14 protein-coding genes are annotated in these 18,764 nt (G+C 74.6%); 9 read left to right on the top strand and 5 right to left on the bottom strand.

The window, feature by feature from the left end:
• Nucleotides 1-21: 21 nt before the first annotated feature.
• The 3 genes from ACA361_RS33965 to ACA361_RS33955 all read left to right on the top strand — a co-directional run bounded on the left by ACA361_RS33965 (nt 22) and on the right by ACA361_RS33955 (nt 7,850).
• The gene (locus ACA361_RS33965; RefSeq protein ID WP_375018930.1) at nt 22-927 is read left to right on the top strand and encodes an acetaldehyde dehydrogenase (acetylating); all 906 of its coding nucleotides are present in this window, start codon (nt 22-24) and stop codon (nt 925-927) included.
• Between the two features lie 10 nt (nt 928-937).
• Nucleotides 938-1,966 (top strand): 4-hydroxy-2-oxovalerate aldolase, encoded by a 1,029-nt coding sequence (gene dmpG / locus ACA361_RS33960; protein WP_375018929.1) that lies wholly within the window; start codon nt 938-940, stop codon nt 1,964-1,966.
• Between the two features lie 97 nt (nt 1,967-2,063).
• Complete coding sequence (locus tag ACA361_RS33955; protein ID WP_375018927.1) at nt 2,064-7,850, top strand: hypothetical protein; 5,787 nt, start codon at nt 2,064-2,066, stop codon at nt 7,848-7,850.
• A 24-nt stretch (nt 7,851-7,874) separates the two neighbouring features.
• Here the strand turns inward: ACA361_RS33955 and ACA361_RS33950 are convergent, their stop codons facing one another.
• Nucleotides 7,875-8,867: a carcinine hydrolase/isopenicillin-N N-acyltransferase family protein gene (locus tag ACA361_RS33950; protein ID WP_375018925.1), complete on the bottom strand. Its 993-nt coding sequence runs from the start codon at nt 8,865-8,867 to the stop codon at nt 7,875-7,877.
• Between the two features lie 84 nt (nt 8,868-8,951).
• Between ACA361_RS33950 and ACA361_RS33945 the strand changes: the two genes are divergently transcribed.
• The gene (locus ACA361_RS33945) at nt 8,952-10,022 is read left to right on the top strand and encodes an RNA ligase (ATP) (RefSeq protein ID WP_375018923.1); all 1,071 of its coding nucleotides are present in this window, start codon (nt 8,952-8,954) and stop codon (nt 10,020-10,022) included.
• Nucleotides 10,023-10,091: 69 nt separating this feature from the next.
• On the top strand, nt 10,092-10,577 hold the full coding sequence (locus tag ACA361_RS33940) for a VOC family protein (RefSeq protein ID WP_375018921.1): 486 nt from the start codon (nt 10,092-10,094) through the stop codon (nt 10,575-10,577).
• Nucleotides 10,578-10,586: 9 nt separating this feature from the next.
• On the opposite strand, the gene ACA361_RS33935 is transcribed toward ACA361_RS33940, so the two are convergent.
• Complete coding sequence (locus tag ACA361_RS33935) at nt 10,587-11,147, bottom strand: TetR/AcrR family transcriptional regulator (RefSeq protein WP_375018919.1); 561 nt, start codon at nt 11,145-11,147, stop codon at nt 10,587-10,589.
• 83 nt (nt 11,148-11,230) lie between these two features.
• Between ACA361_RS33935 and ACA361_RS33930 the strand changes: the two genes are divergently transcribed.
• From ACA361_RS33930 to ACA361_RS33915, 4 genes are all read left to right on the top strand, one after another.
• Entirely contained in the window at nt 11,231-11,638 is a 408-nt protein-coding gene (locus tag ACA361_RS33930) for a DUF3291 domain-containing protein (RefSeq protein WP_375018917.1), read from the top strand.
• 76 nt (nt 11,639-11,714) lie between these two features.
• Complete coding sequence (locus ACA361_RS33925) at nt 11,715-12,254, top strand: TetR/AcrR family transcriptional regulator (protein WP_375018915.1); 540 nt, start codon at nt 11,715-11,717, stop codon at nt 12,252-12,254.
• A 15-nt stretch (nt 12,255-12,269) separates the two neighbouring features.
• Nucleotides 12,270-14,453: an MMPL family transporter gene (locus tag ACA361_RS33920; protein ID WP_375018913.1), complete on the top strand. Its 2,184-nt coding sequence runs from the start codon at nt 12,270-12,272 to the stop codon at nt 14,451-14,453.
• A 38-nt stretch (nt 14,454-14,491) separates the two neighbouring features.
• Nucleotides 14,492-14,974: a nitroreductase family deazaflavin-dependent oxidoreductase gene (locus tag ACA361_RS33915; RefSeq protein ID WP_375018911.1), complete on the top strand. Its 483-nt coding sequence runs from the start codon at nt 14,492-14,494 to the stop codon at nt 14,972-14,974.
• A 9-nt stretch (nt 14,975-14,983) separates the two neighbouring features.
• Here ACA361_RS33915 and ACA361_RS33910 read toward each other — a convergent pair whose 3' ends face one another.
• The 3 genes from ACA361_RS33910 to ACA361_RS33900 all read right to left on the bottom strand — a co-directional run bounded on the left by ACA361_RS33910 (nt 14,984) and on the right by ACA361_RS33900 (nt 18,747).
• On the bottom strand, nt 14,984-16,027 hold the full coding sequence (locus ACA361_RS33910) for a phosphotransferase family protein (protein ID WP_375018909.1): 1,044 nt from the start codon (nt 16,025-16,027) through the stop codon (nt 14,984-14,986).
• Nucleotides 16,027-17,106, bottom strand: a complete 1,080-nt coding sequence (locus ACA361_RS33905; RefSeq protein ID WP_375018907.1) for a TIGR03857 family LLM class F420-dependent oxidoreductase — start codon at nt 17,104-17,106, stop codon at nt 16,027-16,029. The genes ACA361_RS33910 and ACA361_RS33905 overlap by 1 nt, the downstream gene beginning before the upstream one ends.
• 78 nt (nt 17,107-17,184) lie before the next feature.
• Complete coding sequence (locus ACA361_RS33900) at nt 17,185-18,747, bottom strand: M28 family metallopeptidase (protein WP_375018905.1); 1,563 nt, start codon at nt 18,745-18,747, stop codon at nt 17,185-17,187.
• Nucleotides 18,748-18,764 lie beyond the last annotated feature (17 nt).

Raw genomic sequence — 18,764 nt, 5'->3', positions numbered from 1 at the left:
CCTGCCCCCACAACCACTGGAGTGATCATGGCGGTGACCGCCGCGATCGTCGGGCCGGGCAACATCGGCACCGACCTGCTGTACAAGCTGATGCGCAGCGAACGCATCGAACCCCGCTACATGGTGGGCGTCGACCCCGAGAGCGAGGGCCTGGCCCGCGCCTCCCGGCTCGGCCTGGAGGCCAGCCACGAGGGCATCGACTGGCTGCTGTCGCGGCCCGAGAAGCCCGACCTGGTGTTCGAGGCGACCTCGGCGTACGTGCACCGCGCCGCCGCGCCGCGCTACCGCGAGGCCGGCATCCGGGCGATCGACCTGACCCCGGCCGCCGTCGGCCCCGCGGTGGTGCCGCCCGCCAACCTGCGCGAGCACCTGGACGCCGACAACGTCAACCTGATCACCTGCGGCGGCCAGGCGACGATCCCGATGGTGTACGCGGTGTCGCGGGTCGTCCCGGTCGAGTACGCGGAGATCGTCGCCTCGGTGGCGTCCGACTCCGCCGGCCCCGGGACGCGCGCCAACATCGACGAGTTCACCCGGACCACAGCCAAGGGCATCGAGACGATCGGCGGCGCCGAGCGGGGCAAGGCGATCATCATCCTGAACCCGGCCGAGCCGCCCGTGATCATGAAGGACACGGTGTTCTGCTCGATCCCGGAGGACGCCGACCAGGACAAGATCGTTCAGTCGATCAGGGACGTGGCCGCCGACGTGGCCGGGTACGTGCCGGGCTACCGGCTGCGCGCCGAGCCGCAGTTCGAGGAGCCCTCCGCCGTCAACGGCGGGATGGCCCGGGTCGCCATCTTCCTGGAGGTCGAGGGCGCGGGCGACTTCCTGCCGCCGTACTCCGGCAACCTCGACATCATGACCGCCGCCGCCACCCGCGTCGGCGAGGTGCTGGCCGAAGAGATCGAGAAGGGGCAGAGCTGAGATGACCGACGTGAGCAGGCCCTACTCGGACACGCTGGACATCCGCGTCACCGACTCCTCGCTGCGCGACGGCTCGCACGCCAAGCGCCACCAGTTCACGCTCGACCACGTCACCTCCGTCGTGGCGGCGCTGGACGACGCCGGCGTCCCGGTCATCGAGGTCACCCACGGCGACGGGCTGGGCGGCTCGTCGTTCACCTACGGGTTCTCGCACACCGACGAGCAGGAGCTGATCAAGGCGGCGGTGAAGACCGCGAACCAGGCCAAGATCGCGTTCCTGATGCTGCCGGGCGTCGGCGTCAAGGACGACATCCGCGAGGCCGCCGACAACGGCGCGTCCGTCTGCCGCATCGCCACCCACTGCACCGAGGCGGACGTCTCCATCCAGCACTTCGGCCTGGCCCGCGAGCTGGGGCTGGAGACCGTGGGCTTCCTGATGATGTCCCACTCGCAGCCGCCGGAGGTGCTGGCGAAGCAGGCCCGCATCATGGCCGACGCGGGCTGCCAGTGCGTCTACGTCGTCGACTCGGCCGGCGCGCTGATCCTGGAGGACACCTCCGACCGCATCGCGGCGCTGGTCGCCGAGCTGGGCGACGACGCGCAGGTCGGCTTCCACGGCCACGAGAACCTCGGCCTCGGCGTCGCCAACAGCGTCGCCGCCGTGCGCGCGGGCGCCCAGCAGATCGACGGCTCGGTACGGCGCCTCGGCGCCGGCGCGGGCAACACCCCGGTCGAGGCGTTCGTCGCCGTCTGCGACAAGCTCGGCATCCGCACCGGCGTGGACGTCTTCAAGATCGTGGACGCCGCCGAGGACGTGGTCCGCCCGGTCATGGACTCCGAGTGCCTGCTCGGCCGGATGGAGATCATGATGGGGTACGCCGGGGTCTACTCCAGCTTCCTCAAGCACGCCGCCCGGCACGCCGAGCGCTACGGCGTCTCCGGCGCCGAGATCCTGGTGCGCGCCGGCGAGCGCAACCTCATCGGCGGCCAGGAGGACCAGCTCATCGACATCGCGCTGGAGCTCGCCGCCGAGAAATAGCCCGCTTACCTGCGGAAAACCTGGAATCCATGCGTTCCGCCGGGCCGGTGGTGAATGATCACCTGCACACGGCTTCCGTTCACTAGGGGTTTCAGGCATGTCTTCGTGGGCCGGACGGCTCGAATCGGCGAACGCTTCGCGGCAGCGGCAGGAGGAAGGAGAGCGGCAGGCGGTCGCCGCCATGGAACGGCTCCGCGAGGGCGACGTCGGGGCGGCCCGGGCGCTGCTCCGCCGGGCGGTCGACGAGGCGGGCGGCGGGGCCGCCAACCGCGCCGCCGCCATGCTGGCCACGCTGGAGCTGGCCGAGGGCGACCCCGAGCAGGCGGACGAGCTGCTGGAGCACGTGGCGGCCGGCCCGGACCTCGCCGACGGCTTCGTCGCCGCCCTGCAGCGGCACCTGATCGCCGAGGGCGAGCCGTACCATCCGGTGCTCGGCTGCCTGGTCGACCACCTGCGGCTGGGCGGCGAGACCGGGCTCGCCCGGTACGAGGAGGCCGCCCGGCACCCCGACCCGGCGGTGTCCGCGCTCGCCAAGGTCATGCTGGCGCACGCGTACACCCTGCTCGGCGAGCCGCGCCCGCGGATCGCCGCGCTGCTCGCCGAGGCCGCGGCGGCGGGCGACCCGCGGGCGCTGTCGTACGCGGCGCTGCTGTCGTGGCTCGTCCGTCCCGCGGCCGATGCCGCCGGGACCGTCGCGCTGCTGCGCCGGGCCCGGACCGAGGGCGAGCCCGCCCTGGCCGCCTGGATCGCGTTCGCGTGCGGCGCGGCGCTGGCGGACCGCGACCCGGACGAGGCGCGGGCCGCGTACGAGGCCGCCGCCCGCCACCCCGGCCTCGCCCCCGCGGCCGCCGCGGGGATCGACGGCATCGCGGCGGCCGACGCCGCGGCCGCCGGATACCGGCGCGCGCTGGCCGCCGCGGACCCGGACGGCGGCGAGTACGCGGAGCTGCTGAGCGCCGCGGTCGGCGCGCTCGTCGACGCCGGCCGCCTCGCCGAGGCCCGCGCGCTCCAGGCGTCGGCGTCCGGCGAGGGCGTGCACGTGGACGTGCTGATCGGCTGGGACCTGTACGACAAGGGCCGGCTCGACGCCGCCGCCGAGTGGTTCCGCGCGGCCATCGCGTCCGGTGCCGAGGAGGGCTTCGCGGGCGAGAGCGTGGGGCGCGCGTGCGTCCTGCTGGGCCGGGTGCTCGCCGCGCAGGGCGACCCCGCCGGGGCCGCCCGGCTGTGCCGGCGCGCGATCACGCTCTTCGAGCGCCGCCGGGCGGACGGCGACGAGGACGCCGCCGGCCTGATCGCCGAGGCCGCCTGCGACCTCGGCGGCCACCTGGCCGCGGCCGGCGACGAGACGGGCGCCCGCGAGGCGTACGAGCGGGCCGCCGAGGGCCCGGGGCTCGGCCGGCTCAGGGCGCTGGAGCGGCTGGGCACCGCGACCCTGAACCAGCGCGCCCTGCTGAGGCTGCACGACGGCGACCGGGCGGGCGCGCTGGAACTGCTCGCCGAGGACTACGGCGCGGCACCGCTCGCCGAGCTGCACGTCGCCCTCTTCGAGGACGACCTCGCGGCCGTCAGGACGCTGCTCGGGAACGCCGCCGGCACCGCGCACGCGGACGCCGCGGGGGAGATGGCCGCCCAGGCCGCCGTGGAATGGCTCCGCACGGGCCGGGACGGCGTCCGCGCCCTCTACGAGGCGGCGCTGCCCGCGCACGCGGCCGTCATGTGCGGGACCCTCGGCCCCGAGCTGGAGCGGGCCGGCGACACCGAGGCCGCGATCGAGGTGCTCGAACGCGGCGCGGCCGCCGACCACCCGGCGGCCCTGGGCTGCCTCCGCGGCCTGCTCGCGCTGCTGGAGTCGCGGCCGGACGCGCACCCCGCGCTCGAACCGGCGGCCCGCCGGGCCGTGGCGAGCGGCGACCCCGAGACGATCGGCGCCGGCGCCCGGGCCCTGGGCGACCTCTGCGCGGGCAGGGGCGACCTCGCGGCGGCCAAGGGGCACTACCGGCTGGCCCTGGAGCACGCCAGGCCCGAGTCCGAGCCCGCCGTCCGCGCGCTGTACGGCGTCACGCTGCACGAGCTGGGCGAGACGCGCGCCGCGTACCGGGAGATGGAGGCCGTGCTGGCGAGCGGCGACACCGGCGCGGTGCTGGCGGCCGGGCTCCGGCTGGGCGAGTGGCTGGCGCGGGACGGCGCGTTCGCCCGCGCCGCCGAGGCGTTCGGCGCCGCGGCGGCCGCCGGGCAGGCCAACCGGGACCCGAGCGAGCGCGAGGACGAGCATCACCAGACGGCGCTCAACAGCCTGGGCGCCGTGGCCGAGGACGCCGCCGCGGGCGGTGACCACGCCGTGGCCGTGCGCGCGCTGCACCTGGCCGCCGCGGCCGGCGCCCCGGCCGACGCCGCCAGGATCGCCGGAGAGTACGCGTCCGCCGCCGAGCAGAGGGGCGACAGGGAGACCGCACGTCTCTACCGAGAGGGCGCCGCGGCCTTCCCGCCCACCACCCCGCAGCCGACCCCCCACCCCACCCCCGCCGCTGACACCGATGACACCGAACCCGCCGGGGATGACTTCGAGCGGGCCTTCGAGTTGGAGGCGGACGGGGATCTCGCGGGTGCGATCGCGGCGTTCGGGCGGGTCGCCACCACCGGTGCGGGCGACCAGGCCGAGATCTCCGCCAACAACGTGGTGGCGCTGGCGGTCCGCGCGGCCGAGAACGGCGCGCACGAGGCCGCGGCGCACGGGTTCGCGAGGGGCGCCGAGGCCGGGCTCTACCCGGACGTGGTGTTCCTGGTCTGGGAGGCCGCGCTGCGCGCCACGGCCGCGGGCGACGTTCCGGCGGCGCTCGCGTACTACGGCACCGCGCTCGGGCTCGACGCGGGCCCGGACGGGCCGGACGCCGAGCTGGTCCGCGATCTGGAGGACGCGCGCGCGATCCTGCCGGCGCCGCGTCCCGAGCTGGAGGAGCTGTACGGGGCGCTGCGCGGCGACGATCCGGCGGCCGTGCGGCCCGCGCTCGAGGCGCTGCGCGGCACCGAGCACGCCGGGGCCGCGGCCGCGACGGTGATCGCCGTGTCCCGCGCCCGCCGTTCCGGCGACCGGGACGGCGCCCGCGCGCTGCTGCCACCGGTCGCCGAGCTGGCCCCGCTGGAGCAGGCCGCCGTCGCCTGGGACGACCTGGGCGACCTGCTCGACGACCCGGCCGCCGCCGTCGAGGCGTACCGGAACGGCGCCGCGATCGACCACCCCGCCGCGTACCCGGCGCTGCGCAGCCTGTGCTGGGCGCTCTACGCGGACGACCGCCTCGACGCCGCCCTGGAGGCCGCCGGGCGGGCCCTGGCGACCGGCGACCCGGAGACGGTGGCGCTCGGGCACCGCGTCCTGGGCCGGGTCCGGATCGAGCGCGGCGACCCGGAGGGCGGGGTACGGGCGCTCCGGCAGGCGCTGGAGCCCGCCGGTACGGGCGACCTCGCCATGCGGATCCGCCTGGACCTGTCGGAGGTGCTGCACGAGCTGGGCGACGACGAGGCCGCCGCGGCGGAGGCGCGGCGCGTCCGGGACGAGTCCGGCGACGAGGAGCAGGTCGCCAAGGCCGACTCCTACCTCGGCGACATCGCGTACCAGGGCGGCGACCTGCCCGCCGCGCTGGAGGCGTTCGGCCGCGTGGCGGTGCTGGAGGCGGACGAGGACGCGGGCGCGCGGCTCGCCGACATCGTCTCCACCGCGGTGAACAACGTGATGGCGATCGCGATCGAGGCGGGCAAGGCGGGCGACCGCGCGACCGCGGTCCGGGGCATGGTCCTCGCCGCGCGGGCGGGCGCCGGCGACGGCCCGGCGGACGCGGCCCGCCGCGTCGCGTCCATGGTCGGCGACGGCGACGGGGACGCCGCCGACGCGTTCCTGTCGTCCCTGATCGGCGTGGACCCCGAGCACGACGACGCCGTCCGCGAGGCCCTGGACGGCGCCGCGCCGCGGGGGCTGTCGCCGGAGCTCCAGGCGATCCTGGACGAGCATGAGGGCGAGGACGGCTCGCTGGCCGAGCCGCTGCTCCAGATGATGCGCGACCACGCCGGCACGCCCGACGCGGCCGAGACGGGGCGGCGGATCATCCGCACGGCGCGGATGACGGCCTCGTACGACTCCGAGCAGGCGATCGGGATCCTCCGCGCGGTCGCCGAGTTCGGCGACCCGGCCGAGGCCGCCACGGCGTACGACGACATCGGCGACCTGTACGGCGAGCTGGACGACCTGGCCGCCGCGATCGAGGCGTACCGCGAGGGCAGCGAGATCGACCATCCGGCCGCGCTGGCCCCGCTGCGCAGCCTGCTGATCGCGCTGATGGAGGCGGCGGACCACGACGGCGTCGCCGAGCACGCGCAGCGCGCGGTGACCAGCGGCGACCCCGAGACGGTCGCGGTCGGCTACTGGCTGTGGGGCGACTCGCGCAAGCAGCGCGGCGACACCGACGGGGCGCGGCGGCTGTACGGGCAGGGCATCGCCGCCGCGGACGCGGAGCTCGCCGCGCGGATCCGCCTCGATCTGGCCCGCACCCTGCGCGACCGGGACGAGACCGGCGCGGCGCGCGCGGAGCTCGACCTGGCCGCGGCGGCCGGCGAGCCGGACGTCCGCGCCCGGGCGGACGCCCTGCTGGGCCAGTGGGCGTTCGAGGACGGTGACCTGGCGGCCGCGGCGGAGGCGCTCGGCCGGGTGGCGGCGATGGACCCGGACGGCGAGGACGAGGACGGCCCGCTCGCCGAACTCGTCGAGTCGGCCGCCGGGAACCTCGTGGTCGTCTCGAACAAGGCGTACTCCGAGGGGCGGCACGAGGTGGCCGTGCGGGCGCTGACGCTGGCGGCCCGCGCGGGCGACCCCGATCTGCCGCTGCGCGTCGCGCACCGGCGCGCCACCGAGCTGACCGGGGACGGCGACCGCGCGGCGGCCATGCTGTACGTCGAGGGCAGCGTGCGGTTCGGGCCCGGCGAGCCGGACCCGGACCGGGAGCTGGAACTGGCCGCGCTCTTCGCCGAGGCGGAGCAGCCCGCGAAGGCGCGGGAGATCTGCGAGCGGCTGGCCGGCCACCCGGACGGCAGGGCGCGGCTGCGTGCGCTGAGCACGCTCGTCCAGCTGCTCGGCCGGTACGGCGACGACGCGGAGCTGGCGGCGGCCACCGCCCGGCTGAACGGGGCCGCCGCGGAGCTGGGCGTGGACGAGCCGCGGCTCGCGAGCGTGTTCGGCATGATGCAGTCAGACCGCGGCGACCCGCGCGTCGGGCTGCGCCTGCTGCGGGCCTCCGCCGCGTCCGGCGAGCCGGGCGCGGTCTGGGCGCTCGGCGACGCGCTGGTGGACGCGGGCGAGCACGCCGAGGCGCGGGAGGTGCTGGCCCCGCTGAGCGGCGCCGAGTCGCGGTTCGGCCGGATGGCCCGGGTCACGCTCGGCCGGAGCTACCACGACCAGGACCCGGCCCGCGCCCGCGAGCTGTACCTGGCCGCGATCGACGCGCCCGGCGAGGAGAACGCGGTCGCCGTCGAGCTGGCCAGGATGTACCTCGGCTCGCTGGCCAAGCGCGAGCGCGACTGGCCGGAGGCGCTGCGCTGGTACCAGGCGGTGATCGACACCGAGGGCGGGCGGCAGCGCGCGATGGCCGCCGCGCACCTCGGCGAGCTGGCGTACTGGCTCGGCGACCGGGACGGCGCGGTGCGCTTCTACGAGCGCTGCCTGGAGGTCGGCACCGGCGACGCCGAGCTGCTGGGCGAGTCCGCGTACCGGCTCGGCGAGCTGCGGTACGGCGCCGGCGAGGTGGACCGGGCCCGCGGGCACCTGCGCGACGCGCTGGCCTCCGGCCACGAGGGCTTCGCCGAGCAGGCGCGGGTGCTGCTGGCCAAGCTGGACGGCTGAGGCGCGCGGCGCCTTCCGCCGGTCTCAGGGCAGGCGGAAGGCGCGGCGCTCCCCGCGGCCGCGGTCCAGCGCGACGTGGACGGTCCGGTGCCGCAGCTCGTACACCGCCGACCAGCGCGTGTGCGGCTGCGCGACCTCCGCGAGCAGGCCCATCGCGCCGTCCGGGTCGAGGGCGCCGCCGGTGCCGCGCATCCGCGCGGCGATCGCCGAGTAGCGCTCGTCGGAACGCCTGGCCTCCTCGCCCGCGCCCGTCAGAACGAAGTTGGTCATGGCGTGCCAGGCGCCCGCGCCCCGCACGACGCGGAGCCGGCCGTCCACGTACTCGACGGCCGCCGACCGCCCGGCCGCGTCCGCGACCAGGTAGTGCAGGGCGGGCTCGCCGGGCTCGAACGCGACGTCGTACCGGCCGAACACGGCGAGCGCCTCGTCGACCGTGCGGGCCTGGTCCAGGACGAGCCGCTGGATCCGGACGCTGCCGACGGCCGGTCGCCCGGCGGTGCGCGGCGGCCGGGCGCCCGGCACCTGCGCCATGCCGACGGCGAGCCCGTGCCGGTTCATGCCGTCGAAGGGCAGCACCGCGGCGCGCAGCAGCCTCCGCCGCAGCGCCGGATCGGTGGTGATCCTGGCGGCGTCGGCACCGCCGATCCCCAGGTACGAGATATCGACCAGCGAGATCGAGTCGCGCGTCCTGAGGATCATCGCCGGATTGGCGGCCCAGTCGAAGTTGCGCCCGAACAGCGGCCCGCGCGGGCCGTTCGCGGCGACGAACAGCGAGCAGGCGAGCGGCCTGGCCGTACGCGGCGGGGCGGCGGCCGGGCGGAGCGGGTCGTACGGCGCGTACAGGGTCATCTCCAGCAGCGGATGCGCCGCATCCAGCACGCGCAGGGTGGCGAGGCTGCGCCGCTCGTCCGCGGTGAGCCCGTCCCCGCCCCCGCCCCCGTCCCGGCCGGTCCAGGCGAGGACCGACAGCGCGACGGCCAGCGCGGCGAGCACGGCACCGATTCGGGAACGCCCCATTCCCTCGCTCTAACATCGGCCGGCGCGCCCGGCAAGGCCGATAACCGGTTGCTCGCCACATATGGCCGTTGCCACCCTTTCCGTATGTCCACTTTTCGCGTCACCGCAGAGCGGCTCACGATCCACCCGCACGGCAATGCCGACGCCCTCGAACTGGCACAGGTCGGTCTCTACCGGGCGGTCGTCGCGAAGGGGCAGTACCGGACCGGCGACTGGGCGCTCTACATCCCCGAGGGCGCGCTGCTCCCGGACGGCCTGATCGCCGAGCTCGGCCTCACCGGCCGGCTCGCGGGCCCGGAGAAGAACCGGGTGAAGGCGGTACGGCTGCGCGGGGAGCTGTCGCAGGGCATCGTCTGCCTGCCCGACGCCGTCAAGGACGTGGACCTGGCCGCCGAGCCGGACCGGGACTACGCCGCCGAGCTGGGCGTGACCAAGTGGATCCCGCCGGTCCCGGTGCACATGGCGGGCGAGGTCGTCCCCGCCCCCGACCTCCTGCGCTGGATCGAGATCGAGGACATCAAGCGCTACCCGGGCATCTTCGAGCCCGGCGAGCCGGTCGTCGCCACGGAGAAGATCCACGGGTCGGCCTGCCTGTTCTCGCTGGTCGGCGAGGAGGGCTTCGTGTCGTCCAAGGGCTTCGGCTCCAAGAACCTCGCGCTGGCGCACAACCCCAAGAACCTCTACTGGCGCGCCGTCGAGACGTACGAGGTCGCCGCCGCGGCCCGGCGCGTCGCGGCGAAGTACGGCGCGACCAGGGTCGGGGTGTTCGGCGAGGTCTTCGGCCGGGGCGTGCAGGACCTCGCGTACGGGGCCAACGCCACGGGCGAGCGGGTCGGCTACGCCGTCTTCGACATCGCCGTCGCGGCCGGCGACGAGCCGAGGCGCTGGCTGGACCCGGCCGAGCTCGCCGAGACGCTCGACGAGGTCGGGCTGCCCGCCGTGCCCCGCCTGTACGAGGGCCCGTACGACGAGGCGGCGCTGATGGAACTGGCCGCGGGCCGGGAGACCGTCTCGGGCACCGAGGCGCACCTGCGCGAGGGGCTCGTCGTCCGTCCCGCCACCGGCCGCCGCAGCGACATCCTCGGCGGCCGCGCCATCGCCAAGTTCGTCTCCCCCGCCTACCTCACCCGAAAGGGCGGCACCGAGTACGAATGAACGATGACAAGGACGCCCCCGGCCGGGTAGAACCCATACGGTTCGGTTTTCAACCAGGTTGGGGGCGTCATGGTCGACGTGGCCGCGATCGAGGCGGAGCGGGAACGGCTGAAGCGGGTGCACCTGCGGGAGGAGCGGCCGCCGAGTTCGGCGCGGGGCCTGCACCACATGGCGCTGCTGTCGTCCGATGTGGAGCGGACGATCCGGTTCTACCAGGACCTGCTGGAGTTCCCGCTGACCGCGATCTTCGAGAACCGCGACTACGCGGGGTCCAACCACTTCTTCTTCGACATCGGGAACGGCAACCTGCTGGCCTTCTTCGACTTCCCGGGGCTCGACCTCGGGCCGTACGCGGAGGTGCTCGGCGGCCTGCACCATGTCGCGATCTCGGTGGAGCGGGCGCAGTGGGAGCGGCTGCGCGCCAAGCTGGACGCGGCGGGGGTCGAGTACCTGCTGGAGAGCGAGGTCTCGATCTACTTCCGGGATCCGGACGGTGCCCGCCTCGAACTGCTCGCCGATCCGCTCGGCGAGATGTACGGCGACCAGGTGGGCTGAGCGCCCCGTTCACCGGCGGTCGTACATCACTTGGAGCATCTCCCGGGCCGCCCGCACGGGTGACGGCCCGACGTCGTCGCCCAGCGCGCCGCTGAGCCACAGCTCGGCGAAGCCGTGCACGATCGACCAGGCGGCGACCTCCATCATCGGGGCCCGGTCGGGGTCGTCGACCTCCGCCCGCGCGCCGCGCGCGAGGATGGCGCTCGCCGCCGCCCGCCCGGCCGCCACCTCGGGGTCGTCGGCCCGGTACAGCGTGGGCCGGAACATCACCTCGAAGTAGCCCCGGCGCTCGGTGGCGAACCGCACGTACGCCGTCCCGACCTCCAGGAAGTCGTCGCCGGCCGCCGCCAGCGTGTCCGCGAACAGCCGGTAGCCCTCGGCCGCGACGGCCGTGAGCAGCCCGGCCTTGTCGCCGAAGTGGTGCGCGGGCGCGGCGTGCGACACTCCCGCGCGCCGCGCCAGCTCGCGCAGGCTCCAGGTGGCCGTCCCCGAGTCCGCGATCGCCTCGACGGCGGCATCGATGATCGTCCGCCGCAGGTTGCCGTGATGGTAACCGCTGATGGTTCTCACCTCCGGTCGAATCTTACCATTGACAAGTTCAGGTGCGCGGAGGCAATCTGGTCAATGTCAAGTTCCGGTTGAAAGGACATGCCATGCCGACAGTGCCCTGGGCCCGGCTCGGAACACCCGACCCCGGCACCGAACCGGTGGTCATGGCGTCCCGCTTCGAAGTGCGGTCGCTGCGCCACGTCCCCGGCTTCCTCGCCGACTCGATGCGCCTGCTGCTCCAGGCCCGCCGCGCCCCGGGCGCCCTCGGCGTGTCGCTGAAGGCGCGGCCGCTGCGCCGCACGTTCTGGACGCTGTCCGCCTGGACCGACCGGAAGTCCCTGTACGCGTACGCCGGCACCGCCCCCCACAAGCCCGCGATGGCGCGCCGCCGGGAGGCGATGAGCGACTCCACGTTCGTCTTCTGGACGGTCCCGCCCGACGCCCTCCCGGTCTCCTGGAAGGAGGCCGAGCGCCGCCTCAACGAACAACGCCACGGCGACGCTCCCTCGTGAGGGTGTGTCAAAGGCCATATGGGGGAGTCTGACCGATCGGCCAGGTTTGACCGTTCGGTCAGTTAGCGTGGAAGGCATGGCGCGTGACAGGCGGGGTCAGATCCTGGACGTCGCGGCGGGGCTCTTCGTCGTGACGGGGTTCAAGGGCACCTCGCTCCAGGACATCGCGAACGGTGTGGGGTGCTCGAAAGCCTCGCTGCTGTACCACTTCAGCGGCAAGGACGCCATCCTCACCGAGCTGCTGGGGCCGGCGACCGCCGAGCTGGCCGAGCTGGACGCGCGGCTGGCGGCGACGCCGGCCGAGGAGTCGGTTCCGGCGGCGGTCGAGGGGTTCGTCGATCTCGTGCTGCGGTTCCGCCGCGAGGTCAAGATCCTGCACGACGACCTGGAGCAGATGTTCCAGCACCCGGCGCTCGGCGACGTCCACGAGATGGTGGACCGGCTGGTCGACGCGCTCGCGGGCCGGTCGGCCGAACCGGCCGCCCGGATCGCCGCGGCGATGGTGCTCGGCGGCGTGGCCGTCGCCGGCGCCCGGGCCGGCGAGACGGCCGACCTCACCGACGAAGAGCTGCGCGCCGTGCTCGTCCGCGGCGCGCTCCGCACTCTCGACCACTGAAGGATCTTCTTCCCCATGGCCACACTGCTCTACCGGCTAGGCCGCGCCTCGTTCCGCCACCGGCGGCTGGTGCTCGTCCTGTGGATCGTCCTGCTGGCGGCCCTGGGCGGGGCGGCCGCGGCGTTCAAGGGCTCGATGTCCAGCGACTTCAGCATTCCCGGCACCGAGGCCCAGCGCGCCATGGACGCGCTGGGCAAGCAGTTCCCGCAGGCGTCGGGGGCGACCGGGACGATCGTCGTCGCCGTCCCCAAGGGCGAGACGCTCGCCGCGGCCGACAACAAGGCGGCCGTCCAGGGGCTCGCCAAGGAGGCGTCCGCGCTGCCGGGCGTGGTCGGCGCCGTCGACCCGTTCCAGGCGGGCGCGGTCTCCCAGGACGGCCGGCACGCCCTGATCCAGGTGCAGTTCGAGAAAGCCGCCGCCGACCTCACCGACGCGCAGCGGACCGCCTACGAGGACTCCGGGAAGACCGCCGAGGCGGCCGGGCTCCAGGTCGAGCACGGCGGCGAGGTCGCGCAGGCCGAGCCGCACGTCGGCGGCACCTCCGAGGCGATCGGGATCGCGGTCGCCGCGGTGGTGCTGGTCGTCACCTTCGGCTCGCTGGTCGCCGCCGGGATGACGCTGCTGAACGCGCTGGTCGGCGTCGGCGTCGGGATGGCCGGCCTGTACGCGCTGACCGGCGTGGTCGACATGAACAGCACCGCGCCGATCCTGGCGCTCATGCTGGGCCTGGCCGTCGGCATCGACTACTCGCTGTTCCTCACCTCCCGCTACCGGCAGAACCTCGCCGAGGGGCTCGAACCGCAGGAGGCCGCCGGGCGGGCCGTGGGCACCGCGGGCTCGGCCGTGGTCTTCGCCGGCGCGACCGTGGTGATCGCGCTGGCCGGGCTGTCGGTCGTCGGGATCCCGTTCCTGAGCGTGATGGGCCTGGCCGCGTCCGCGACCGTCGCCGTCGCGGTGCTGGTCGCGATCACGCTCCAGCCCGCGCTGCTCGGCTTCGCCGGGCCCCGCCTGACGCCCGGCCGCAAGGGCCGCAAGGGCGAGGGCAGGCACGAGGGCGCCGCGAAGCGTAAGAGGACGCCGTTCGGGTTCCGGTGGGCGTACGTCGTGACCCGGCACCGGGTGCCGTTCATCCTGGCCGGCGTGCTGGCGCTCGGCGGGCTGGCCTACCCGGTCACCCAGATGCACCTGGCCCTGCCCGACGCCGGCTCGTCCGCGGAGGGCTCGCCCGGCCGCGAGGCGTACGACCTGATCAGCGAGGGCTTCGGCCCCGGCTTCAACGGCCGGCTCGCCGCCGTCGTCACCGGCGGCTCCAAGGAGGCCACCGCGCGGGCGGCGCAGCGGGCCGCCACCGAGATCAAGGGCATCGACGGTGTCGTGGCGGTGACGCCACCGCAGATCAGCCCGTCCGGCACGGCCGCGCTGCTGAGCGTCGTCCCGGAGAGCGGCCCGTCCGACCCGGCCACCGAACGGCTGATCCACGACATCCGGGACGGGACCGCGGACATCGGCGGCGTCGAGCTGACCGGGCAGACCGCGCTCGGCGTGGACGTGTCGGAGAAGCTCGCCGACGCGCTCCCGGTCTACCTGCTGCTCGTCGTCGGGCTGTCGGTGCTGCTGCTGATGCTGGTCTTCCGGTCGATCCTGGTGCCGGTCAAGGCCGCGCTCGGGTTCCTGCTCACGGTCGGCGCCACGTTCGGGATCACCGTTCTGGTCTTCCAGGAGGGGCACCTGGCCGGGCTGCTGGGTGTGGACAACCCCGGGCCGCTGATCAGCTTCCTGCCCATCCTGCTGATCGGCATCCTGTTCGGGCTGGCCATGGACTACGAGGTCTTCCTCGTCTCCCGGATGCGCGAGGACTTCACCCACGGCGACACCGCCCGGCAGGCGACGATCTCCGGCATGGGGCACGGCGCCCGGGTGGTCACCGCCGCCGCGCTGATCATGATCGCGGTGTTCGGCGGGTTCGTCCTGATGGACGACGCGATCATCAAGTCGATCGGGTTCGCGCTCGCCGTGGGTGTCGCGATCGACGCGTTCGTGGTACGGATGACGATCGTCCCGGCCGTGATGTCGCTGCTGGACCGGCGCGCCTGGTGGCTGCCCCGCTGGCTCGGCCGCGCGCTGCCCGACATCGACATCGAGGGCGAGAGGCTCCGCGCGAGGCTGGACGAGGAACCGAAGGTCCCGGCCCGTGTCTGACCAGCAGGTGTTGACCGAGCCCGTCTGAGAGGTAGGCCATGTCGCAGACCGCACGCCCCAAGGGAATGGACTCACCGCTCGTCCCGAAGATCCTCAAGTTCGCCTCCCGGGCGAACGTGGAAGTCTACCGGATCACCGCCGGCCGCGTCGGCGGCAAGTGGCGGATCGGCAGCGCGTTCCCGAAGGGCGTGCCGGTCTGCCTGCTCACCACCACCGGCCGCAAGACCGGGCGGCGGCGGACGCAGCCGCTGCTGTACCTGCCGGACGGCGACCGGATCGTCCTGATCGCCTCGCAGGGCGGGCTGCCGAAGCACCCGATGTGGTACCTCAACCTGCTGGCGCAGCCGAACGTGGTGATCCGGGTGCGCGGCGACCTGCGCCGCATGCGGGCCCGTACGGCCGACCCCGCCGAACGGGCCGCGCTGTGGCCGCGGTTCGCCGCGATGTACGCCGACATCGACCGCTACCAGTCGTGGGCGGGCCGCGAGATCCCGCTGGTGATCTGCGAGCCCGCCGGGTGACGGGGGCGGTCAGACGAGGCTCAGCGCCTCCAGGTCCCGGACGGCCGCGCACGAGCGCGCCGCCATGGCCAGGAACATGCGGTCGCCGCGCTCGGTCGGCGTCCCGTACACGCAGCCGAGCACGGTGATCAGCGGCCCCTGGAGGGTGCCGAAGCGGTAGTCGTCGAAGCACTCGTCCAGGCCGTACCCGGTGACGCCGTACGACGCGAGGGCGTCGTGGTAGGCCGCGACGAGCGCGCGCTCGTGGGCCGCGCGCTCGGCCGGGCCCATGCCGGTGCCCAGGAAGAACGCCAGGTCGCGGGCGGGATGGCCGAGGCTGAGCGTCTGCCAGTCGACGGCCGTCACGCCGGTGCCGGGCTCCGGCGGGAAGATCAGGTTGTCCAGCCGGTAGTCGCCGTGGACGAGCCCGAACCGCCCGGCCCGGCCCAGCACCCAGGGGCCGATGACCTCGGCGATCTCGCGCAGCGTGCGGACGTCCCCGCCGTCGAGGTCGCCCGCGAACCGCTCGGCGAAGGTGTCGACGGCGGGGCCGAAGATCTCGGCGAGGGAGTCGGCGTCCTCCTGGCCGACCGCGTTCAGCCACGGCAGGTCGAGCAGCGTGGGGTCGCACCAGCGCGGGCCGTGCAGCCCGGCCAGGTTGGTGACGGCGTCGGCGGCGCGGGCGGGCGTGCAGCCCGCGAGCTGGTCGCCCTGCGCCGCCGGGTGGAGGTCGTCCAGCAGCAGGACGAAGCTCGTGTGGTCGTCGCTCGCGGCGCTGTAGTGGCAGCGCGGCGTCCGTACGGCCACGGTCGCGGCGACGTCCCGGTAGAAGGACACCTCGGCCCGGTACGCGGGCGCGAGGAAGGAGCGCGCGTCGGTGTCCTCGGCCGCCAGCTTGGCGACGAGGGTGCGCGGCACGCCCGCGCCGCCGTCCAGCCGGAGCCGGTAGCACGCGCCGATCTGCCCGGATCCGACTTTCTCGTACGCGACCGCCGTGACCGGCGCGCCGAGCGCCTCGCCCAGCCACTCCGGGGTGAGCTCCTCGGGCCCGTCGACAACGCCCGCCGGCGCCATCAGAAGCGCCCGGGGTTGAGGCTCGCGGGCTCCTTCGCCAGGCGGGCGGGCCTGACCTCGCGGTACGCGGCGACGACCGGCGCGACCTCGGCCGGCGTCACGCCGTGCAGGATGACGCCGTCCGCGCCGCCGTCGAACTGGCGGAGGACGGTCCGCGCGCACTTCTCGGGGGAGCCGGTCGCGGCGGCGGCCAGCCACTCGTCCGGGAGCAGCCCCGCCACGTGCTCCAGCTGGTCGGGCGTGGCGATCGCGTCGAAGGCGCCGGGGAAGCCGGCGACCAGGTCGTCGGCGCGGAAGGCGGCCAGGACGGCCGGGTCCCAGCCGTTGACCCGGATCATCAGGTCGCCGTACCCCTGGAGGTAGGTGGCCAGCCGGCCGACGAGCTTGCGGAGGCGGGCCTCCTCGTCGAGATGGTCGCCGACGGTGGCCAGCACGGACCAGACGCGGACGCCGGCCGGGTCGCGGCCGGCCTTCTCCGCGCCGCGGCGGACGGCGGCGACCGAGCGGGCGAGCGTCTCGTCGGTGAAGAAGGTGTGCAGGACGACGCCGTCGGCGATCGAGCCGGCGAACTCCAGCGTCCGCTCGCCCATCGCGGTCAGCATGATCGGGATGTCCTCGTCGAACGCGGCGTCCTGGCTGAGGTACGGGAAGTCGCCCGCGGGCCCGTGGTGGTCGACGACCGGCTCGCCGTGCCAGAGCCGCCGCATGATCCCGATGAAGTCCGCGAGCTGCGCCGACGTGACCCGGGGGACGCCCATGACGTCGAAGAGCATGTCGAAGCCGCGGCCGAGGCCGAGCGCGAACCGCCCGCCGGTGAGCCGGTGCATGGTGGTGGCGAACGTGGCGGTCAGCAGCGGGTGCCGGGTGTTGTGGTTGGTGGCGGCCGTCGCGATCCCGATCCGCTCGCTCACGGCCCCGGCGGCGCCGGAGAGGGTGGCGGCCTCCTTGGTGGTGAAGCGCTCGGAGAGGAAGACCGCGCCGAGGCCGGTCCGCTCGCCGGCGCGGACCTGGTCGAGGAGGTCGCGGGGGGTGCCGGAATGGCCGGCGAGTCCGTAGAAGCCGAGCTCCGGAAGATCCATGGGACCAGGATTCTGAATGCCGATGCCCGCCCGCAAGGGGCGCGGGCGGGCAATTTGGACAGGTGTCCGATCGGCTGTCTACTTGGCGAGGCCCCCGTGCTCGTGGCCGTGGCCGTGGCCGGTGGCGGCCTTCGCGGCGCCGGCCGTGCGGGTCTCGGGGCCGGGCAGGTCGCGGCTGTAGGCGTAGGTCAGCGTGGAGTGCGCGATCGCGCCCATGTTCGCCGTCAGCGCCCGCTCGTCGATGTTCGACAGGTCGTCGCACGCCTGGTGGTAGCACGGGTCGTACGCCTGGCCCGCGGTCCCGCCGAACAGCTCGGCCTCGCGCTCGGTCTTGATCCCCTCGGCGCCGGTGAACAGGCCGCCGGCCGGGATGCCGACCGCGATGAACGGCCCGTAGTCGGAGCGGCCGGTGAAGTCGGTGCCGACATGGCCGAGGCGGAGCGTGTCGAAGTACTTCTCGAAGGTCTTCTCGATCTCGTCCGATCCGGGCGGCCCGGCCGGGGCGCCGGTGGCGTCGGAGTCGTCACCGTCGTAGATGCCGAACATGTAGTTCGGCGAGGCGACCATGTCGTAGTTCAGGTAGAGCGCGATCCTGTCCCGCTCGGCCTGCGGCAGGGTGCCGACGTAGTGCTCGGCGCCCAGCAGGCCCAGCTCCTCGGCGCCCCACCAGGCGAAGCGCAGCTTGTTCTTCGGCGGGAGCTTGCCCATCTGGACGGCGACCTCCAGCAGCGCGGCGCTGCCCGAGCCGTTGTCGTTGATGCCGGGCCCGGCGAGCACGCTGTCGAGGTGGGCGCCGCTCATGACGGTCCTGTTCGGGTCGCCCTTCCTGGACTCGGCGAGGACGTTCCAGGTGGGCCGGATCTCGCTGGCGGTGTCGGTGCGCAGCCGCACGGTCGTGCCCGCGGGGGTGGCCAGGTCCTCGCCGGTCGTGAAGCTCGCGCCGACGACCGGGATCGTCACGCCGGGCTCGTTGAGCGTGCCGACGAACGCGTCGGTACGGCCCGGCTGCCCCTCGTTGAAGATGATCGCGCCGGCCGCGCCGGCCGCCATGGCGTTGCGGGCCTTGACCTCGAAGTCGCAGGTCCCGCGCTGCATCAGCGCGATGTTCCCGGCGGTGAAGCCGGCGAAGTCGGCGGCCTCGCACCCGCTGCTGGAGCTGGGCGCCGGGGTGGGCGGCAGGGTGAGGTCCACGCCCTGCACGGCCGCGGTGACGTCGCCGGACCCGGAGTAGGTCATGGTGGCGAAGTCGCCGAGCGCGCTGCCGTCCGGCGGGGTGGGGGCGTACACCTTGGGGTCCGGTGCCGTCTGGTTCAGCACGGCGTTCGAGTTCTCCTGGAAGAAGGGGAAGTCGAACTGCTGGACGGAGACGTTGTAGCCCGCCGCCTTGAGCTTGTTCGCGACGTAGTCGCGGGAGGCGGCGTAGCCCGGGGTCCCCGAGGCGCGCGTCCCGCCGTTGGCGTCGGCGATCTTCTGGAACGCCTCCAGATGGCGCTTGGCGTTCGGCGCCTTGATCGATTGGAGCACGCGCTGCTGCTGTCCGGCGTCCGGGTCCGCGCCGGCGGGCGATGCGAGTGCGAGGGGAAGGGCGAGCACCGTGGCCGTGGTGACGGCACGGAACACGCCCCGGCGAGTCGATGGCATGGTCGGCTCCTCCGAAG

Source organism: Actinomadura sp. 21ATH (assembly GCF_041951345.1).
Lineage (GTDB): Bacteria > Actinomycetota > Actinomycetes > Streptosporangiales > Streptosporangiaceae > Spirillospora.
Note: the sequence above shows the minus strand (reverse complement) of the source record. Positions and strands in the feature narration are given on the sequence as shown.

Excerpts from the sequence above, each read along its gene's own strand:
- ACA361_RS33900 (WP_375018905.1), bottom strand. The coding sequence starts at position 18,747 with ATGCCATCGACTCGCCGGGGCGTGTTCCGTGCCGTCACCACGGCCACG.
- ACA361_RS33925 (WP_375018915.1), top strand. The coding sequence starts at position 11,715 with ATGGCGCGTGACAGGCGGGGTCAGATCCTGGACGTCGCGGCGGGGCTC.
- ACA361_RS33955 (WP_375018927.1), top strand. The coding sequence starts at position 2,064 with ATGTCTTCGTGGGCCGGACGGCTCGAATCGGCGAACGCTTCGCGGCAG.
- ACA361_RS33950 (WP_375018925.1), bottom strand. The coding sequence starts at position 8,867 with ATGGGGCGTTCCCGAATCGGTGCCGTGCTCGCCGCGCTGGCCGTCGCG.
- ACA361_RS33920 (WP_375018913.1), top strand. The coding sequence starts at position 12,270 with ATGGCCACACTGCTCTACCGGCTAGGCCGCGCCTCGTTCCGCCACCGG.
- ACA361_RS33945 (WP_375018923.1), top strand. The coding sequence starts at position 8,952 with ATGTCCACTTTTCGCGTCACCGCAGAGCGGCTCACGATCCACCCGCAC.
- ACA361_RS33930 (WP_375018917.1), top strand. The coding sequence starts at position 11,231 with ATGCCGACAGTGCCCTGGGCCCGGCTCGGAACACCCGACCCCGGCACC.
- ACA361_RS33915 (WP_375018911.1), top strand. The coding sequence starts at position 14,492 with ATGTCGCAGACCGCACGCCCCAAGGGAATGGACTCACCGCTCGTCCCG.
- ACA361_RS33905 (WP_375018907.1), bottom strand. The coding sequence starts at position 17,106 with ATGGATCTTCCGGAGCTCGGCTTCTACGGACTCGCCGGCCATTCCGGC.
- ACA361_RS33910 (WP_375018909.1), bottom strand. The coding sequence starts at position 16,027 with ATGGCGCCGGCGGGCGTTGTCGACGGGCCCGAGGAGCTCACCCCGGAG.
- ACA361_RS33940 (WP_375018921.1), top strand. The coding sequence starts at position 10,092 with ATGGTCGACGTGGCCGCGATCGAGGCGGAGCGGGAACGGCTGAAGCGG.